Here is an 18,440-nt window from a genome sequence, read left to right as displayed (position 1 = left end):
ATGCGTACCTGGTTCTGGACTCTGCTGCTCGCCGTCATCGCCGTCACCCTGGCGGTGGTGCTGCGTTCCCATTCCGGCAATGTATTGCTGCTGGTCTGGCCATGGCGCATCTCGATGTCGCTGACGTTGGCCGTGCTGCTGATCGTGGCGGCATTCGTGGTGCTGTACGTGGGCCTGCGCCTGCTGGCCTGGCTGCTTGCCATTCCCGATCGTGTGCGCGCCTGGCGCGGCAAGCGGGCCCAGGCGCGCGATCACGAACTGCTCGAACGCGGCTGGATCGGCCTGCTCGAAGGCCGTTACTCGCACGCCGAGAAAGACCTGACGCGCCTGCTGGACCAGACCAAGGTGCAGACTCGCCGCGTGCTGGCCGCCCTGTCGGCCGCCCGCGCGGCGCATGGCCTGGGCGAATTCGATCGCCGCGACCGCCTGCTGGCCACCGCCCAGGAGCAGGCGGGCGCCGAGCCCGGACTGGTGGAGGCCACCGCCACGGTCTCGGCCGATATGCTCCTCGACCAGGGCCACGCCGAGCGCGCGCTGGCGGTGCTGGCGCCATTGGCCGACGGCGGCGCGCGCCATCTGCACACCATGCGCTTGCTGCTGCGCGCACATACCGCCCTGCGCCATGACGAACAGGTCTTCACGTTGGCCCGCGGCCTGTTGCGCCGCAATGCGCTGGCCCGTGGCGAAGGTGACCACCTGATCGACGTGGCGGGCGCGGCGCGGCTGCGCGCGGGCGCCGCCAACGGCGCCTGGCGCGCCGTCTGGAAGGATCTGAGGTCCGAGGAGCGCCTGCTGCCCGAGATCGCGCTGGCGGGCGCCGCCGCGTTCGAGGCGGCGGGCGAGGCCGGCGATGCGGCCAAGGTGCTCGAGGCGGCCATCGCCGTCAAGTTCAATCCCGCCCTGGTGGCCGCCTATGCCCGTTGCGATGCCGAGCAGGTTTCGCGCCGTCTGGCCAAGGCCGAGACCTGGCTGCAACAGCGTCCCACCGACCCGGACCTGCTGACTGCGCTGGGCATGCTGTGCCTGAACGGCCAGCTGTGGGGCCAGGCCGAGCGCTATCTGCTGCGCAGCCTGTCGCGTCGCAATGATGCCCAGACCCATGCGCTGCTGGGCAGCCTGTACGATCGCCTCGACCGCCCGGCCGACGCCGTGCGCCATTGGCGCCTGGCAACCGCCGCCAGCATGGCATTGCCGGTGCTGGCCGCCGACGCGGCGCTGCCGGCCGCCGACACGGGTTCTGATCCCTATCGCCTGGATGCCGAAGGCGGCTATGCGGTGGGGCTGTCCGATGGCGATGCCGAGATCGGCGGCGACTATCCCTCCCTGCCACCGGCCGTGGCGGCGTCCGCCTCGGACTACGTGCTGGATCCGGATGCCCGCGTCAGCAAGGAACAGCAGGCGCGCGCGCTGGCGCCCGAAGAAGCCCCGCTGGCCGGAGGCACGTCCGACATCGACGAGTATTTCGACAGCGCGCCGATTCCCGCGGCGGCATTCGACAACCCCGTGCCCACCTATTCAACGGCCAGCAGCCCGGCCGCGCCCAAGCCGTCGGCGCCCGCGCCGGCCACGCCGGCCGCCGTGCCGGTGCCGACCACCAAACCGCCGTTCAAGGACGACGGTTCGCTTTGATCCTCTTTTCAGACTGACAAGGTTCAATCATGAGTTATGACCGCGTGTCCCCCGGCAAGAAGCTGCCGGAAGACTTCAATGTCATCATCGAGATTCCCATGAACGCCGACCCGGTGAAGTATGAGGTCGACAAGGAATCGGGCGCGATCTTCGTCGACCGCTTCATGCTGACGGCCATGCACTATCCGTGCAACTACGGCTACATCCCGCAGACCCTGTCGGAAGACGGCGACCCCGCCGACGTGCTGGTGCTGACCCCGTTCCCGATCCAGATCGGCGCCGTGGTGCGCTGCCGCGCCATCGGCGTGCTGGAAATGGATGACGAGTCGGGTGGCGACGCCAAGCTGCTGGCCGTGCCGATCGAGAAGCTGTATCCCCCGTACCGCAACATCAAGTCCTACGAAGACCTGCCGGCCGAAGACACGGCCCGCATCCAGCACTTCTTCGAACACTACAAGGACCTGGAAAAGGGCAAGTGGGTCAAGGTCAAGGGCTGGAAGGGCGTCGACGCCGCCCACGAGGAAATCGTCAAGAGCGCCGAGCGCTACAACAAGGCCTGATCAGGCCTTGCCGCGCCGCGCCGGTGTCGTACCGGCGGGCGCTTTCTGGCGGCGCGGCCGCGACGGCATGATGCCGATCGCCGCCGCGCCGTTGTCTTGCAGGCCCTGCAGGTTCTGGGTGACCTGCGCCGCCGCGGCCTGGATGCGTTCCCGCAGCAGCGCCAGCCGCGCGGGCGGGGTGCGCGCCTGGGCGGCGATGAACACCAGGCTGCCCACCACCTTCTGGTCCGGCGTGAAGATCGCCGAGCCGATGCCCATCAATCCCGGATCGACCTCGCCGTGCGACACGCACACGCCGGCCGCGCGCAACTGCTTGAGATTGGCGCGAAAGGCATCCCAGTCTTCGCCCAGCCCGGCCTCGCGGATTTCGCTGGCGTGCCACAGCATCAGGTTGCGCAGCTGGTAGGGCGGCAGGTTGGCCAGGATGGGCTTGGCGGTGGCGCCCCGGAACATCGGGAAGGGGCGGCCACGCGCGTAGCTCGACTCGATCGAGTGGTCGGTCCAGTAGCGGTCCACGCACATCACCTTGTCGCCGTAATAGCTGCACAGCATCAAGTTGGCGTTGAGCTCGTCGCCGGTGGCGCGCATCACCTCGCGCGCCGCGCGCATCAGCGGGTCGTGCTGGCGCAGGTGCCGGTCGAGCTCGATGATGCGTGAGCCGAGCACATAGGCGCCGCCCGCGGTGGGCGCCAGCAGGCCGCTCTCGGTCAGCGACTTGAGATAGCGGTAGGCCGTGGCGCGTGAGCAATCCAGATGCGCCATGACGTCCTCCTGGAACGCGGCGGTGGTGTCGTCGCGGAAGAGATCGAGAATGGACAACATGCGATCGGGAGTGCTCATTGCTGCTGACGCGCCTAGTGAATGTGGAAGCCGCCGTTGACGTCGACCACGATGCCGGTTGAGTAGGAGGACAGGTCCGAGGCCAGGAACAGAATGGCCCGCGCCACATCGGCCGGGGTGCCGAAGCGTTGCAGCGGAATGCCCTGTTTGAGTTCTTGCTCCCAATTTTCGCCGAATTTTCCCCGTGTCATGTCGGTCTCGATGATGCCGGGGGCGACGCAGTTGGCGCGCACCCCGCGCGGCCCCAGTTCCCGCGCCAGCGCCTTGGTGAAACTGATCACCCCGCCCTTGGAGGCGGCATAGTGCGAGCCGCCCAGCAGCCCGCCGCCGCGCAGCGCCGCGGTCGAGCCCAGGGTGACGATGGCCGGGCCGCGGTCGCTCTCCAGCAGGCGTGGCAGGGCGGCGCGGGTGACGTTGTAGGTGCCGGTCAGGTTGACGTCGATCATGCGGCGGAACTCATCCTCGGGCAGTTCCCAGATGCGGGTGGCGGCGACGATGCCGGCGTTGTTCACCAGCACGTCAATGCCGCCAAGCGCCTGCGCCGCCAGGCCGACGGCCTGTTCGCAGGAGGCGGCGCTGGCGATATCGCAATACAGGTTGACGCGGCCATGGGCAAGGGTGGCGTCGCCGGTTTCGGCATAGTCGCGGTCCAGCACGGCAACGCTGGCGCCTTGCGCCAGGCATTGCGCCACGACGGCCGCGCCGATGCCACGGGGGTTGGCGCCCCCCGTGACGACGGCCCGCTTGCCGGCCAGTAGTCCGAGCGGGCCGCCGCTCATCGTTTCACCAGCGCGCAGCCGCCCTGGTCCAGCGGGCGGAATGCCTGTTCGGCGGGGATCTTGCGCACCAGCTTGTAATAGTCCCAGTCGCGCTTGGATTCCGACGGCTTCTTCACCTGGAACAGGTACAGGTCGCGCATCACGCGGCCATCCTCTCGGATGCGGCCGTTCTCGGTCATGAAGTCGTTGATGGGCGTGTCGTGCATCTTTTTGAGCACCGCCTCGGAACCATCGGTGCCGGCGGCCTTGACCGCGTTCAGGTAGTGCATGGTGGCGCTGTAGTTGCTGGCCTGCACCATCGAAGGCATGCGGCCGGTGCGTTTGAAGAAGCGTTCGGACCATTGCCGCGCCTTGTCGTCCTGGTCCCAGTAGAACGGCTCCACCAGGTTCAGCCCCTGGGCGTATTCCAGCCCGACGCTGCGCACGTCGACGATGCTCATGAACAGGGCGGCGACGCGCTGCTTGCTGCCCATGATGCCAAACTCGAAGGCCTGCTTGATGCTGTTGATGGTGTCGCCGCTGCCATTGGCCAGGCCGATCACCTGGGCCTTGGAGGCCTGCGCCTGCAGCAGGAAGGACGAGAAATCGGCGCTGGCGATGGGATGGCGCACACTGCCCACCACCTGGCCGCCGTGGGCCTTGACCACCGCCATGGCATCGCGTTCGAGCGAATGGCCGAAGGCGTAATCGGAGGTGATGAAGTACCAGCTCTTGCCGCCATCTTCCATCACGCCGTTGGCCACGCCGGTGGCGTAGGCGTAGGTGTCGTAGGTCCAGTGCATGCCGTTGGGCGAGCAGGCCTTGCCGGTCAGGTCGGCCGAGCCGGCGCTGGTGAAGATCACCACGCGCTTCATCTGCCGGGTCAGGTCCTGCACGGCCAGGGCGATGGCCGAGTTGGGTACGTCCAGGATCAGGTCGACCTGGTCATTCTCGTACCAACGTCGGGCAATGGACACGCCGATGTCGACCTTGTTCTGGTGGTCGGCGGACACCACCTCGATCGGCTTGCCCAGCACCGTGCCGCCGAAATCCTCGACGGCCATTTTCACGGCCTCGACGCCGAACTTGCCGGACAAGTCGGCCATCATGCCGGACTGGTCGCCCAGCACGCCGATCTTGACGACGTCGTCCGATACCTGGGCCTGGGCCGACAGGGCTACCGTGCCCAGCGCGCAGGCGGCCAGGCAATGCTTGAAACGGATCTTCATGGTTTTGTCTCCTCGGGGGCTTATGTCTGGGCGCGCCGCCCTGTGCCGGACGGTCGCGCGGGTCTTGCCGGGGCGATGCCTATTCCAGCGTCTGGCCGGCGTAGGCGTCGATGAACAGATTGGGTTTCAGGAAGAAGCTCAGCACCAGCGCGCCATGCGGCGCGCGCGCCACATGGCGGTTGCCGCGCGGGCGCCAGACGTAGTCTCCGGCGCGCACTTCGCCTTCGGCGTCGACGATCGAGCCTTCCAGCACATAGGTCTGCTCGACCTCGACATGCTCATGCAGCGGCAACTCGGTGCCGGGTTGCCAGCGGAACAGGGCCGTCAGCAGTCCGGACTCCTTGTCCTGCATCAGCACCTTCATGTCGATGCCTTCGACCTGTGTGGGTTTCCAGGGCAGTTCGTCAACCTTCAGGAAGCGCGATGCCAGCGGCGGCAGCGCATTGGCCGCAGGGCAGCCAGGGGTTTCGAGGGCCATGATGTCTCCTAGCCAAAACTCGTTATGGAAGAAAAGATAAAAATCTTGTTATTGAGTGTTTAAAAATAGTCGCGTATATTGAGATTTATGTCAATCACGTTTTCCCGCGATGAAAACGGAGCGACACGGGCCGGACCAGGGCGCCGCAATCTTCGGGATACCCCCTTCCGAAAGCCGCGGCGCCGAGAGATCCGGTGCCTATAGAACAAGGAGACAAGCTTGAATCAGGACTATCTGGGCCAGACCTTCGGGTTGGCCGGGCGCACCGCGCTGGTGACGGGCGGCGCGCGCGGGCTGGGGTATGCGATCGCCGCCGGCCTGGGCCGGGCGGGCGCGCATGTGGTGATCAATGACCTGTCGCGGGACGCCTGCGACGCCGCCTGCGCCCAATTGGCCGCGGCCGGGATCGATGCGCGCAGCGCGGTGTTCGACGTGGCCGACGGCGCCGCCGTGGCCGAGGCCATTGCGCGGCTGCAGGCCGATGGCATCGCCATCGACGTGCTGGTCAGCAATGCCGGCAATCAGAACCGCAAGCCGGTGGTCGAGATGACGCCCGCCGAATGGCAGGCGTTGCAGAACGTCCACGTCAATGGCGCCTTCCATTGCGCCCGCGCGGTGCTGCCCGCCATGGCGGTGCGCGGCTTCGGCCGCATCGTGCTGATGTCGTCGGTCGCGGGCCAGGCCACCATGCCGAACATTGCTGCCTACGCCACCGCCAAGGGCGCGATCGCCGCGTTCACGCGCGCGCTGGCGGTCGAGTATGGCGGCCAGGGCGTCACCTGCAACGCGCTCGCGCCCGGGTTCGTGCGCACCGATTTCACCCAGGGGCTGCAGGACAATCCGCAGTTCCAGTCGTTCCTGGCGACGGCGGTGCCGGTGGGGCGCTGGGCCACGCCCGAGGACGTGGCGCCCGCCGTGGTGTACCTGGCCTCGCCCGGCGCCGCATTCGTCAACGGCCACGTGCTGGCGATCGACGGCGGCCTGTTGGCCCGCATGTAGGAGGACGGTCATGAACACCCAAGCGGTTCTGTCCGCCCAGGGGCTGGTCAAGCGGTTCGGCGGCTTCAACGCCGTCGACGGCGTCTCCCTGGCCCTGCGGGAAGGTTCCATTCATGCCTTGATCGGCCCCAACGGCGCCGGCAAGACCACCTGCTTCAACCTGCTGACCAAGTTCCTGGCGCCCGACCAGGGCGTGATCCATTATCGCGGCCGCGACATCACCGCGCTGGCGCCGGAGCAGATCGCGCGCCTGGGCATCGTGCGCTCGTTCCAGATCTCGGCGGTGTTCCTGGGGCTGACCGTCTTGCAGAACATGCGCGTGGCGCTGATGCGCCAGCACGGCGATGGCATGCGCTTCTGGCGCAGCCGCCGCAGCGTCGATCGTCTTAACGACCAGGGCCTGGCCTTGCTGGAGGCGGTCGGCCTGGCTGACCTGGCCGACACCACGGCGGCCTTGCTGCCCTATGGCCGCAAGCGCGCGCTGGAGATTGCCATGACGCTGGCCCTGGAGCCCGATGTGATGCTGCTGGACGAGCCCATGGCCGGCCTGGGCCAGGAGGACGTGGCGCGCATCGCGGCGTTGATCCGCCGGGTCTCGGCCAACCGCAGCATCCTGATGGTGGAACACAATCTGTCGGTGGTGGCGGACCTGTCCGATTCCATCACGGTGCTGGCGCGCGGCGCGGTGCTGGCGCAGGGTGATTACGCCACCGTGTCGCGCGACGAGCGCGTCATCACCGCCTACATGGGCGCCGACGAGGGGGATGACTGATGTTGTCGATCAAGGACCTCAACGCCTGGTATGGCGAATCGCATGTGCTGCATGGCGTCGACATCGAGGTGCGGCGCGGCGAACTGGTCACCATCCTGGGCCGCAATGGCGCGGGCAAGACCACCACGCTGCGCGCCGTCATGGGCATTCTGGACAAGCGCCGTGGCTCGATCCGGCTGAACGGCCAGGAAACCGTGGGTATGGCGCCGCACCGCATCCCACGCCTGGGCGTGGTGTATTGCCCGGAAGAGCGGGCGGTGTTCCGCAGCCTGGACGTGACCGAGAACCTGCTGCTGCCGCCGCGCCTGGCCGACGGCGGCATGTCGCTGGACGAGATCTACGCCCTGTTTCCCAACCTGCGCGAGCGCAGCGGCAGCTCCGGCGGCAACCTGTCGGGCGGCGAGCAGCAGATGCTGGCCATCGCCCGCATCCTGCGCACCGGCGCCCAGCTGATCTTGCTGGATGAGCCCACCGAGGGCCTGGCGCCGGTGATCGTGCAGCAGATCGGGCAGGCCATCCGCACGCTCAAGGAGCGCGGCTTCACCATTGTGCTGGTCGAGCAGAATTTCCGCTTCGCCACCAAGGTGGCCGACCGCCACTACGTGATGGAGCATGGCCGCGTGGTCGACCAGTTGTCGGCGCAGGAGGCGCGCATCGATCCCGAGCGGATCGCGCGCCACCTGGGTGTCTGAAGGGGAGAATCCTGTGTTCGAAATTTTTGGCGTGCCATCTTCGGCACTGTTCGGCCAGCTCCTGCTCGGCCTGATCAACGGTTCGTTCTATGCCTTGCTCTCGATCGGGCTGGCGGTGATTTTCGGCCTGTTGAACATCATCAACTTCGCCCACGGCGCGCAGTACACGGCGGGCGCCTTCCTGGCCTGGATGCTGTTGAACTACCTGGGCGTGAACTATTGGGCCGCGTTGGTGCTGGTGCCGCTCATCATGGCGGCCTTCGCCATCGTGGTCGAGCGCGCGCTGATCTCGCGCACCTACCGCATGGACCACCTCTACGGTCTGCTGCTGACCTTCGGCATCGCCTTGCTGATCGAGGGGGGGTTGCGCCAGGCCTACGGCGTGTCGGGGCTGCCTTACACCATTCCCAAGGCATTGTCGGGCGGCATCAACCTGGGTTTCATGTTCCTGCCCTGGTACCGCGGCTGGGCGGTGGTGGTGTCGCTGGTGCTGTGCCTGGCGGTTTGGGTGCTGATCGAAAAGACCCGGGTCGGCGCGATGCTGCGCGCCGCCACCGAGAACCCGACCATCGTGCGTTCCTTCGGCATCAACGTGCCGCTGTTGATCACGCTGACCTATGCGCTGGGCGTGGCGCTGGCCTCGGTGGCCGGGGTGATCGCCGCGCCCATCTACCAGGTCAGTCCGATGATGGGCTCGAACCTGGTGGTGGTGGTGTTCGCGGTGGTGGTGATCGGCGGCATGGGATCGATCATGGGGGCCATCGTCAGCGGTTTCGGGCTCGGCATCATCGAGGGGCTGACCAAGGTGTTCTATCCGGAGGCCGCCAATCTGGCGATCTTCCTCATCATGGTGCTGGTGCTGCTGTGCAAGCCAGCCGGCCTGTTCGGCAAGCCGCTGCAGGTGCAGAACGTACTGGCGGCCGAGGCCACGCGCGAGCCGGTGCAATTGGGCCGACGCGCCATGCGCAGGTGCATGGCGGGCCTGGCCGTGGTGGCGCTGGCCGCGCCCTGGTTCGTCTACCCCACGTTCCTGATGAAGGTGCTGTGCTTCGCGCTGTTCGCCGCCGCGTTCAATCTGCTGGTGGGCTATGTCGGCCTGCTGTCGTTCGGTCACGCGGCCTTCTTCGGCGCGGCGGCGTACGCCACCGGCATCGTCATGAAGCTGCTGGGCGCCACGCCGGAGCTGGGCCTGCTGGCCGGGGTGCTGACCGGCGGCCTGCTGGGGCTGGCGTTCGGCGCCATCGCCATCCGCCGCCAGGGCATCTACTTCGCCATGATCACGCTGGCCCTGTCGCAGCTGGTGTACTTCATCGCGGTACAGGCCGGCTTCACCGGGGGCGAGGACGGTCTGCAGAGCGTGCCGCGCGGCAAGCTGTTCGGCCTGTTCGACCTGGACAGCGTGATGCCGATGTACTACTTCACGCTGGCGGTGTTCGCGTTGGGCTACGCCTTCGTGTTGCGGGTACTGAATTCGCCGTTCGGCGAGGTGATCCGCTCGGTGCGCGACAACGAGCAGCGCGCCCGGTCGCTGGGGTATTCGACCTCGCGCTACAAGCTGCTGGCCTTCACGTTATCGGCTGCGGTGGCGGGCCTGGCCGGCGGCTTGAAGGTCCTGGTATTCGGCGTGGCGTCGCTGACCGACGTGCACTGGCACGCCAACGGCGAGGTGGTGCTGATGGCGCTGCTGGGCGGCATCGGCACGGTGTTCGGGCCGCTGGCCGGCGCGTTCACCTTCGTGTCGCTGCAGAATTTCCTGGCGCCGCTCGGCTCCTGGGTGCTGATCGTGCAGGGCGCCATCTTCATCCTCTGCGTCTTGTTGTTCCGCGACGGCATCATGGGTCTGGTGTCGCGCGCCTGGCTGGCCATGGCCGGCGCGAAAAAGGAGTCGTGATGTTCCTGCATGTGGTGATGTTGCAACTCTCCGGCGCCGCCGATGCGCGCTTCCATGAGCGGGTGCAGGGCTACTGCGCCCGCATCCTGGGGGAGTGCGACGGGGTGGCGATCTACGCTTTCCGGCCCAATGCGGCCAGCCGTTCGGATGGCCTGACCCATGCCGTGGTGGCGGGCTTTCTTGACGCCGCCGCGCACGAGCGCTACCAGGTATCGCCCGCGCACCAGGACATGAAAGCCTATATGGCCGGCTTCATCGAGCGCATCGTGGTGTACGACGGGGAAATCCCTACAAATCCCTGAATATTCCCGTTTCCGGAAAGGGCTACACTCGCGAATGATTTTTTGCCACCGGACCGTTCCACCCGTCATAGGTTGATAGATCATGGACTACGTATTGCCTCCCCAGCCGCAGACCGCGGTTCCCGTTGCCGGCAGCGCCGCATTGTTCCCGGTGCGCCGCGTCTACTGCGTCGGCCGCAACTATGCCGAGCACGCCAAGGAAATGGGTTTCACCGGCCGTGAAGATCCGTTTTTCTTCTGCAAGCCCGCCGACGCGGTGCTCAGCGTGGCCGACGGCGAGACCGGCAAGATGCCTTACCCGCCCAAGACCTCCAACCTGCACTACGAAATGGAGCTGGTGGTGGTGCTGGGCAAGGGCGGCCGCGATATCCCGGTGGAACAGGCCAACGACTGCGTCTGGGGCTACGCCCTGGGCCTGGACATGACCCGCCGCGACCTGCAGGGCGAAATGAAGAAGCAGGGCCGTCCCTGGGAAGTGGGCAAGGCCTTCGACCTGTCGGCGCCGCTGGGCCCGATCCATCCGCGCAGCGTGGTCGGCACGCTCGACAAGGGCGCCATCTGGCTCGACGTCAACGGCCAGCGCAAGCAGGCCAGCGATATCTCGCAGATGATCTGGAATGTGCCCGAGAGCATTGCCTACCTGTCGGGTCTGTTCGAGTTGCAACCCGGCGACATCATCTTCACCGGCACGCCCGAAGGCGTGGGCGCCGTGGTGCAGGGCGATGTCATCACCGGTGGGGTGGAAGGCCTGGGCGAACTTCGCGTCCAGATCGTTTAAAGTACGCCCGGGAACTGTTTCTTCACTTCAGGAGCGCCAGCATGCGCAGCAAGATCGTGCTGACCGCCTTCGTCGTGTTCGGCTTCGTGCTCGCCGGTTGCAATACCGTGGCGGGCATGGGCAAGGACATGTCGCGGGCCGGCAACGCCATCACCAACGCCGCCGACAAGTAATCGTCCGGCCGAGGCAATAAAAAACCCCTTGATCGCTCAAGGGGTTTTTCTTTGGCGGGCCCGGCGTTACAGCGTTTCCCCTTTTGGGGCAGCTAGTCCGCGGCTGTGGGCGCGGCGTGGGGGCTCACAGTACATCCCCCGCGTAATCGGCCAGGCGCGAGCGTTCGCCGCGTTGCAGGGTCACGTGGCCCGAATGTGGCCAACCCTTGAACCGGTCGACCACATAGGTCAGGCCCGAGCTGCCCTCGGTCAGGTAAGGGGTGTCGATCTGGGCGATATTGCCCAGGCAGATCACCTTGGTGCCGGGACCGGCGCGCGTCACCAGCGTCTTCATCTGCTTGGGTGTCAGGTTCTGGGCCTCGTCGATGATCAGGTACTTGTTCAGGAAGGTGCGGCCGCGCATGAAGTTCAATGACTTGACCTTGATGCGCGAGCGAATCAGGTCCATGGTGGCGGCGCGCCCCCAATCGCCATTGCCTTCGCCTTCGCCCATGTTGAGCACGTCGAGGTTGTCTTCCAGCGCTCCCATCCAGGGCAGCATCTTTTCTTCCTCGGTGCCAGGCAGAAAGCCGATGTCTTCACCGACCGGCACCGTGACGCGGGTCATGATGATCTCGGTGTAGCGCTTGGTTTCCAGCACCTGGGTGATGCCGGCCGCCAGCGCCAGCAGCGTTTTGCCCGTGCCCGCCTGGCCCAGCAGCGACACGAAGTCGCATTCCGGATTCATCAGCAGGTTCATGGCGAAGTTCTGCTCGCGGTTGCGCGCGGTGATGCCCCAGACGTTGTTCTTGCCGTGGGTGTAGTCACGCAGCGTCGCCAGCACCGCCATCTTGCCGCTGACCTCGCGCACCTGGGCATACAGGGGCATCTGGCCTTCGAAATAGACGAACTGGTTGACGACGAACTGCGAACACAGCGGCCCATGGATGCGGTAGAAGGTGGTGCCGCCCTGTTGCCAGGATTCGACGTCCTTGCCGTGCTTGTTCCAGAAGTCCTCGGGCAACTGCATCACGCCCGAGTACATCAGGTCCGAGTCTTCCAGGACGTGGTCGTTGAAGTAGTCTTCGGCGGCCATGCCCAGGGCGCGCGCCTTCAGGCGCATGTTGATGTCCTTGGACACCAGCACCACCTCGCGCTGCGGGTATTTTTCCTGCAGGGCCCGCACCACGCCCAGGATCTGGTTGTCGGCCTTGCCCATGGGCAGGTCCGAGGGCAGGGTGCTGTGGATGGCGGTGGTCTGGAACATCAGGCGCCCGGTGGCGTCCTTGTTGCCCAGCTTGGCCAGTTCCAGGCCTTCGTCGAGCTGGGTCGCGTCCTGTACCAGCGCGTCGAGCGAGCGGCTGACCTGGCGGGCGTTGCGCGCCACTTCCGACATGCCCTTTTTCTGGTGGTCCAGTTCTTCGAGCGTCATCATCGGCAGGAAGATGTCGTGCTCTTCGAAGCGGAACAGCGAACTGGGGTCGTGCAGCAGCACGTTGGTGTCCAGCACGAACAGCTTGCGCGGCTCGTTCTGGGCGCGCGGCTTGGCACGCCTGGCCGGGGCCGCGGCGGTCTTGGCCGGGCGAGCCTGGGCGCGCGGCGCCGGCGCGGCGGGCGGCGGCGGAACCTGGCGGGCCGGGATCTGCGCCTTGCGGCCGGGGGCGGCCATGCCGTCGAGTTCGGGCTGCACCAGCAGTTCGTTCTCGTCGTCTTCGGCCAGGGCGGCCTGGGTGTTCGACCGCGCAGCGGCGGTCTTGGTCGTGCGGGCCTGCGCCCGGGCGCTATCGCCCGAGGGGAAGGTCAGGATGGCTGCGGGGCGGGTGGGCAACTTCGGAAGCGGCATATGCGTCACTCTCCAGTATGGGCCGGCTATGGCACCTGACGGGTATTTCTGTGCACGGCTAACCGATGCTCTTGGCGGCCTGCAGGACTTCCTTGGCGTGGCCCGGGACCTTCACCCCGCGCCACTCCTGCACCAGCACGCCATAAGCGTCGATCAGAAAGGTGCTGCGCTCGATGCCGCGCACCTGCTTGCCGTACATGTTCTTCTGCTTGATGACGCCGTACAGATTGCACACGGTTTCGTCGGCGTCGGAGATGAGAGGGAAAGGAAGCTCGTACTTGGCCTTGAAATTCTCGTGCGACTTCAGCGAATCGCGCGAGATCCCGACCACCACGGCGCTGGCCGACAGGAAGTCGGCATGCAGGTCGCGGAAATCCTGGCTTTCGGTGGTGCAGCCAGGGGTATTGTCCTTGGGGTAGAAATACAGGATCACGGCGCGACCCTGGCATTGCTCCAGGCTGATCGGCCCGATCGTGCTTTCAGCGGTGAACAGCGGGGCGGGCTTGCCGATGATGGGCATCATCATGTCTGGGGTTCTCCGTTGGGGGGGATGAGGGCGACGACGACGCGCCGGCCCTCCGCCATCAGGATGTTGTAGGTGCGGGAGGCGGCGTGGGTGTCCATGATTTCCACGCCGATGCCCGCCGCCAACAGGGGACGCAGCACATCGGGACGCAGGAATTGCTGGCGGGCGCCCGTGCCCACCAGCAGCACTTCGGGCGCATTGGCCGGGCGGCTGGGGGTGGCTTCGGGTTCGTCCAGGAAAGCCAGCGGATCGCGCACGGGTTCGGACAAGCCGGCCGCCTGGCGCAAGAGGGTGGGGGTGATGTCGGCCGGCGACTGAACGGGCCAATGGGTCACTTCGCCTTCGGGGCCAAAAGCGACCGAGGAGGAAAAACGTACCTGGTTGACCTCGATATAGCCATCACCATAAGCGGTGACGGTGTTCAGGGCGGCCGTCGCAGGATCGGTATGCAGCTTCAATAAATACTCCGGCTTTATGGTTCCGATAATAGCGCATCAGGATGGCGGCATGTTGCACGGTTTCCACTGCGAAAATGGGGGCTTTTCCGTCCAATTTGCCGCCCAGGCGTCCTTGCGCTAGATTACAGGGTTTTGCTGCGCCGCAAACGTGTGCCGGCGCGGCTGTTGAGCCCGTTTCCCCTTCGCGCTGTCGCGCCCTGGATTTTTGCCCCTTCGCCCCTAAGGATTCCCATCATGAGGAAGTTCTCTCGCATTGAGCGTTTGCCCCCGTACGTTTTCAACATTACCGGCGAGCTCAAGATGGCAGCCCGTCGGCGCGGCGAAGACATCATCGACATGTCCATGGGCAATCCCGACGGCCCCACGCCCAAGCACATCGTCGACAAGATGGTCGAGGCCACCATCCGCCCGACCACCCATGGCTATTCGGTGTCCAAGGGAATTCCGCGCCTGCGCAAGGCCATCTGCGACTGGTACCAGCGCCGCTATGCGGTCGAGTTCGACCCGGATTCCGAAGCCATCGTCACCATCGGTTCCAAGGAAGGCCTGGCGCACCTGATGCTGGCCACCCTGGACCGCGGCGACACCGTGCTGGTGCCCAACCCCAGCTATCCGATCCACATCTATGGCGCAGTCATCGCCGGCGCCAACATCCGTTCGGTGCGCATGACGCCGGGAGTGGACTTCTTCGAGGAACTCGAGCGCGCCGTGCGCGAGTCGATCCCGAAGCCCAAGATGATGGTGCTGGGCTTCCCCAGCAACCCGACGGCCCAGTGCGTCGACCTGTCGTTCTTCGAGCGTGTGGTGGCCCTGGCCAAGGAACACGACATCCTGGTGGTGCACGACCTGGCCTACGCCGACATCACCTTCGACGGCTATGTGGCGCCCTCGATCATGCAGGTGCCCGGCGCGCGCGATGTCGCGGTCGAGTTCTTCACCATGAGCAAGAGCTACAACATGGCGGGCTGGCGCATCGGCTACATGGTCGGCAACCGCGAGCTGGTCGGCGCGCTGGCGCGCATCAAGAGTTATCACGACTACGGTACGTTCACGCCGATCCAGGTGGCTTCCATCGCCGCCCTGGACGGCCCGCAGGATTGCGTGAGCGAGATCGTGGCGCAGTACCAAAGCCGCCGCGACGTGCTCGCGCGCGGCCTGCATGAAGCAGGTTGGAATGTGGAAATTCCCAAGGCGTCCATGTACATCTGGGCGCAGATCCCCGAACCCTACCGGGCGATGGGCTCTTTGGAGTTTGCCAAGCGTGTCCTGTCGGATGCGAAAGTGGCCGTGTCCCCCGGGATCGGCTTCGGCGAGTATGGCGACGAATATGTGCGCTTCGCTCTTATCGAAAACGAGCAGCGCACCCGCCAGGCGGTGCGCGGCATCAAGGATATGTTCCGCAAGGACGGCTTGCTGTAAGTCCCCCCGAAGCGCTGCGCGCTTCCCCCTCAGAGGGGCATGCCTGCGGACCGGCGGAGCCGGATCCGCGGCATCCCGCTCGGGGAGGGCGCCCGTGGACTGTATGTAGCCGTTATTGCGTGAGTGTTTGGAGAAATGAAATGAATTCCCCTCAACGCCCGCCCGCCGAGGGCGCCGCGATGAATCCCATGAAAGTGGGCTTGCTCGGCCTGGGCGTGGTCGGTGGCGGCACCTGGACGGTGCTGTCGCGCAATGCGGAAGAGATCGCGCGCCGCGCCGGTCGCCGCATCGAAGTGACCCGCGCCGCCGTGCGCGACGTGCCCAAGGCGCGCGCCCGCGTCGGCGACACGCTGCCGGTGGATACCGACGTGCACGCGCTGGTGCGCGATCCCGAGATCGACATCGTGGTCGAGTTGATCGGCGGCGACACCCTGGCGCGCGAGTTGGTGCTGGAAGCCATCGCCAACGGCAAGCACGTGGTCACCGCCAACAAGGCGCTGCTGGCCAAGCATGGCAACGAGATCTTCGCCGCGGCATCCGAGCGCGGCGTGATGGTGGCGTTCGAGGCCGCCGTCGCCGGTGGCATTCCCATCATCAAGGCGATCCGTGAAGGCCTGACCGCCAACCGCATCCAGTGGGTCGCCGGCATCATCAACGGCACCACCAATTTCATCTTGTCCGAGATGCGCTCGCGCGGCCTGCCATTCGCCGACGTGTTGGCCGAAGCCCAGCGCCTGGGCTACGCCGAAGCCGATCCCACCTTCGACGTGGAAGGCGTCGACGCCGCGCACAAGCTGACGCTGCTGGCTTCGCTGGCCTTCGGTGTGCCGGTGCAGTTCGACCGCGCCTACATCGAAGGCATTTCGCAACTGGCGGCCGAGGACATCGAGCATGCCGAGCGCCTGGGCTACCGCATCAAGCTGCTGGGCATCACCAAGCGCCGTGCCGATGGCATCGAGCTGCGCGTGCACCCGGCGCTGGTGCCGGCCGAGCGCCTGCTGGCCAATGTCGAGGGCGCGATGAACGCGGTGCTGGTCAAGGGCGACGCGGTCGGCCCGACACTCTATTACGGCCAGGGCGCCGGCGAAGAGCCGACCGCTTCGGCGGTGGTGGCGGATCTGGTCGACGTGACCCGCCTGCATACCGCGGATCCTGGCAACCGCGTGCCGCACCTGGCGTTCCAGCCGGACGCCATGGCCGACACGCCGATCCTGCCGATCGAGCAGGTCAGCACCTCCTATTACCTGCGCCTGCGCGTGGACGACCAGCCGGGCGTGCTGGCCGACATCGCGCGCCTGCTGGCCGATCGCTCGATCTCGATCGGCTCGATGATCCAGCAGCCTTCGCATATCGGCGGCGCCGACATTATCTTCCTGACGCACGAGGCGGTGGAAGGCAACGTCAACCAGGCCATCGAGCACATCGAGACCTTGCCGTTCGTGCGCTCCAAAGTCACGCGCCTGCGCGTGGAGCACTTGCTATGAAGCCCCAGGGTGAGCCCTTCCCCGAAGCGCCTGCGGCGCTTCCCCTCAAGGGGGCGCTCGCGGCGGCCTGGCTGTGCGGGCGCAGTGCATTGTGGAGTCAATGACATGAAATACATTTCTACACGGGGGGGCATGGCGCCCCAGCCGTTTTCGGACATCCTGCTCGAAGGGCTGGCGCCGGACGGCGGCCTGGCCGTGCCGGAACAGCTGCCGCAGATCTCGGCCGAGACGCTCGAATCGTGGCGCGGCCTGCCGTATGCCGACCTGGCGTTCGAAGTGCTGTCGCGCTTTGCCACCGACATCCCGGCCGAGGACCTGCGCCGCCTGACCCGCGCCGCCTACACCTCGCAGATCTTCAACAGCGAAGACATCGTCCCGCTGCGTTCGCTGAACGACGGCCTGTCGCTGCTGGGCCTGTCCGAAGGCCCGACGCTGGCTTTCAAAGACATGGCGATGCAGTTCCTCGGGCAGGTGTTCGAGTACGTGCTGGCCAAGCGCGGCACCACGCTCAACATCGTTGGCGCTACCTCGGGCGATACCGGCTCGGCGGCGGAGTATGCGCTGCGCGGCAAGCGTGGCGTGGCCGTGTTCATGTTGTCGCCGCACGGCCGCATGAGCGCGTTCCAGCGCGCCCAGATGTATTCGCTGCAGGACGAGAACATCCACAACATCGCCGTGCGCGGCGTGTTCGACGAGGCGCAGGACATCGTCAAGGCGCTGGCCGGCGACCTGGCCTTCAAGGCCAAGTACCGCCTGGGCGCGGTCAATTCGATCAACTGGGCGCGCATCGCCGCCCAGGTGGTGTACTACTTCCACGGCTGGCTGCGCGCCACCGACAAGCCGGGCCAGCAGGTTTCGTTCACGGTGCCCTCGGGCAACTTCGGCAATATCCTGTCGGGCCACATCGCCCGCGGCATGGGTCTGCCAGTGCGCCGTCTGGTGCTGGCCACCAACGAGAACAACGTGCTGGAGGAATTCTTCCGCACCGGCATCTACCGTCCGCGTCCGGCCGAGCAGACCTACGCCACCTCCAGCCCGTCGATGGACATCTCGCGCGCCTCGAACTTCGAGCGCTTCGTGTTCGACCTGGTGGGTCGCGACGCCGACCGCGTCAAGGCGCTGTGGGCCGACATGGCGCGCGACGGTTTCTTCGATCTGTCGGTGCTCAAGCCGCAATTCGAGGCGCAGTATGGCTTCGTCTCGGGCGCCAGTTCGCACGAGGACCGCCTGGCCACGATCCGCTCGCTCTATGACCAGACCGGCGTGCTGGTCGATCCGCACACCGCCGACGGCGTCAAGGTCGCGCGCGAGCATGTCGAGCCCGGCGTGCCCATGCTCGTGCTGGAAACCGCCTTGCCGGCCAAGTTCTCGGAAACCATCGAGGCCGCGTTGGGCCGCCCGGCCACGCCGCCGGGCAACCTGGCCAACCTGGAATCGCTGCCGCAACGCGTCGAAGTCATGGATTGCGATGCCGCCGCGGTGCGCCGCTACATCGAGGCCCACGCCAAGGTGTAAAGGCAGCTTGCGGTTGTATGGGGTTGCAACCCCTCGCCGGTGTGAACCGCGAGGGGTTTTTTACGTTCTTACGCATTTTGGCCACATGCGGTCACTTCTTCCGGGCTGGCATCCG

General features: G+C 66.2%; 19 protein-coding genes. 12 read left to right on the top strand and 7 right to left on the bottom strand.

The annotated features are described in order from the left end of the window. Positions 1 to 1,629 (top strand): heme biosynthesis HemY N-terminal domain-containing protein, encoded by a 1,629-nt coding sequence (locus K2W61_RS00320; RefSeq protein WP_175140842.1) that lies wholly within the window; start codon positions 1 to 3, stop codon positions 1,627 to 1,629. Positions 1,630 to 1,658: 29 nt separating this feature from the next. Beyond that, on the top strand, positions 1,659 to 2,189 hold the full coding sequence (gene ppa, locus K2W61_RS00315; protein ID WP_054433335.1) for an inorganic diphosphatase: 531 nt from the start codon (positions 1,659 to 1,661) through the stop codon (positions 2,187 to 2,189). Here ppa and K2W61_RS00310 read toward each other — a convergent pair whose 3' ends face one another. The 4 genes from K2W61_RS00310 to K2W61_RS00295 all read right to left on the bottom strand — a co-directional run bounded on the left by K2W61_RS00310 (position 2,190) and on the right by K2W61_RS00295 (position 5,494). Then, a complete protein-coding gene (locus K2W61_RS00310; RefSeq protein WP_175140843.1) occupies positions 2,190 to 3,029 on the bottom strand; it encodes an IclR family transcriptional regulator in 840 nt (279 codons plus the stop codon). Positions 3,030 to 3,043: 14 nt separating this feature from the next. After that, positions 3,044 to 3,808: an SDR family NAD(P)-dependent oxidoreductase gene (locus tag K2W61_RS00305; RefSeq protein WP_236754924.1), complete on the bottom strand. Its 765-nt coding sequence runs from the start codon at positions 3,806 to 3,808 to the stop codon at positions 3,044 to 3,046. Further along, positions 3,805 to 5,016, bottom strand: coding sequence for an ABC transporter substrate-binding protein (locus K2W61_RS00300; RefSeq protein WP_175140845.1), 1,212 nt, complete (start codon positions 5,014 to 5,016; stop codon positions 3,805 to 3,807). Before K2W61_RS00300 ends, K2W61_RS00305 begins: the two co-directional genes overlap by 4 nt. Before the next feature lie 79 nt (positions 5,017 to 5,095). Then, on the bottom strand, positions 5,096 to 5,494 hold the full coding sequence (locus tag K2W61_RS00295; protein ID WP_049072486.1) for a cupin domain-containing protein: 399 nt from the start codon (positions 5,492 to 5,494) through the stop codon (positions 5,096 to 5,098). 219 nt (positions 5,495 to 5,713) lie between these two features. On the opposite strand from K2W61_RS00295, the gene K2W61_RS00290 reads away from it, so the two are divergent. The 7 genes from K2W61_RS00290 (at position 5,714) to K2W61_RS00260 (ending at position 11,101) form a co-directional block, all read left to right on the top strand. Further along, positions 5,714 to 6,493, top strand: coding sequence for an SDR family NAD(P)-dependent oxidoreductase (locus K2W61_RS00290; RefSeq protein ID WP_175140846.1), 780 nt, complete (start codon positions 5,714 to 5,716; stop codon positions 6,491 to 6,493). Between the two features lie 10 nt (positions 6,494 to 6,503). Further along, positions 6,504 to 7,265, top strand: coding sequence for an ABC transporter ATP-binding protein (locus K2W61_RS00285; protein ID WP_175132537.1), 762 nt, complete (start codon positions 6,504 to 6,506; stop codon positions 7,263 to 7,265). After that, on the top strand, positions 7,265 to 7,957 hold the full coding sequence (locus tag K2W61_RS00280) for an ABC transporter ATP-binding protein (protein ID WP_175132538.1): 693 nt from the start codon (positions 7,265 to 7,267) through the stop codon (positions 7,955 to 7,957). The genes K2W61_RS00285 and K2W61_RS00280 overlap by 1 nt, the downstream gene beginning before the upstream one ends. A gap of 13 nt (positions 7,958 to 7,970) precedes the next feature. Further along, positions 7,971 to 9,848, top strand: coding sequence for an ABC transporter permease (locus K2W61_RS00275; protein ID WP_236754923.1), 1,878 nt, complete (start codon positions 7,971 to 7,973; stop codon positions 9,846 to 9,848). Continuing rightward, a complete protein-coding gene (locus K2W61_RS00270) occupies positions 9,848 to 10,150 on the top strand; it encodes a Dabb family protein (RefSeq protein WP_236754922.1) in 303 nt (100 codons plus the stop codon). Before K2W61_RS00275 ends, K2W61_RS00270 begins: the two co-directional genes overlap by 1 nt. A gap of 82 nt (positions 10,151 to 10,232) precedes the next feature. Continuing rightward, complete coding sequence (locus K2W61_RS00265) at positions 10,233 to 10,928, top strand: fumarylacetoacetate hydrolase family protein (RefSeq protein ID WP_175132541.1); 696 nt, start codon at positions 10,233 to 10,235, stop codon at positions 10,926 to 10,928. 41 nt (positions 10,929 to 10,969) lie between these two features. After that, positions 10,970 to 11,101 (top strand): entericidin A/B family lipoprotein, encoded by a 132-nt coding sequence (locus tag K2W61_RS00260; RefSeq protein ID WP_006388428.1) that lies wholly within the window; start codon positions 10,970 to 10,972, stop codon positions 11,099 to 11,101. A 124-nt stretch (positions 11,102 to 11,225) separates the two neighbouring features. Here the strand turns inward: K2W61_RS00260 and K2W61_RS00255 are convergent, their stop codons facing one another. Genes K2W61_RS00255 through K2W61_RS00245 form a run of 3 tightly spaced genes read right to left on the bottom strand, consistent with a single transcriptional unit; the run spans position 11,226 to position 13,907 of the window. Then, entirely contained in the window at positions 11,226 to 12,923 is a 1,698-nt protein-coding gene (locus K2W61_RS00255; protein ID WP_236754921.1) for a PhoH family protein, read from the bottom strand. A 58-nt stretch (positions 12,924 to 12,981) separates the two neighbouring features. Continuing rightward, positions 12,982 to 13,446 (bottom strand): peroxiredoxin, encoded by a 465-nt coding sequence (locus K2W61_RS00250; RefSeq protein ID WP_006388430.1) that lies wholly within the window; start codon positions 13,444 to 13,446, stop codon positions 12,982 to 12,984. Next, positions 13,446 to 13,907 carry an Mth938-like domain-containing protein gene (locus K2W61_RS00245; RefSeq protein WP_175132543.1) on the bottom strand — a complete coding sequence of 154 codons (462 nt, stop codon included), beginning with the start codon at positions 13,905 to 13,907 and terminating at the stop codon, positions 13,446 to 13,448. The genes K2W61_RS00250 and K2W61_RS00245 overlap by 1 nt, the downstream gene beginning before the upstream one ends. Positions 13,908 to 14,141: 234 nt before the next feature. On the opposite strand from K2W61_RS00245, the gene alaC reads away from it, so the two are divergent. The 3 genes from alaC (at position 14,142) to thrC (ending at position 18,325) form a co-directional block, all read left to right on the top strand. Continuing rightward, positions 14,142 to 15,326: an alanine transaminase gene (alaC, locus tag K2W61_RS00240; protein ID WP_175132544.1), complete on the top strand. Its 1,185-nt coding sequence runs from the start codon at positions 14,142 to 14,144 to the stop codon at positions 15,324 to 15,326. A gap of 179 nt (positions 15,327 to 15,505) precedes the next feature. Beyond that, positions 15,506 to 16,810, top strand: coding sequence for a homoserine dehydrogenase (locus K2W61_RS00235; RefSeq protein WP_175132592.1), 1,305 nt, complete (start codon positions 15,506 to 15,508; stop codon positions 16,808 to 16,810). Between the two features lie 105 nt (positions 16,811 to 16,915). Further along, on the top strand, positions 16,916 to 18,325 hold the full coding sequence (gene thrC, locus K2W61_RS00230; protein ID WP_236754920.1) for a threonine synthase: 1,410 nt from the start codon (positions 16,916 to 16,918) through the stop codon (positions 18,323 to 18,325). Positions 18,326 to 18,440 lie beyond the last annotated feature (115 nt).

It is taken from the genome of Achromobacter pulmonis (assembly GCF_021733725.1).
Classification (GTDB): Bacteria; Pseudomonadota; Gammaproteobacteria; order Burkholderiales; family Burkholderiaceae_B; genus Achromobacter; species Achromobacter pulmonis.
The sequence above is the reverse complement of the archived record's forward strand: the minus strand, read 5'-3'. Positions and strand labels throughout refer to the sequence as shown.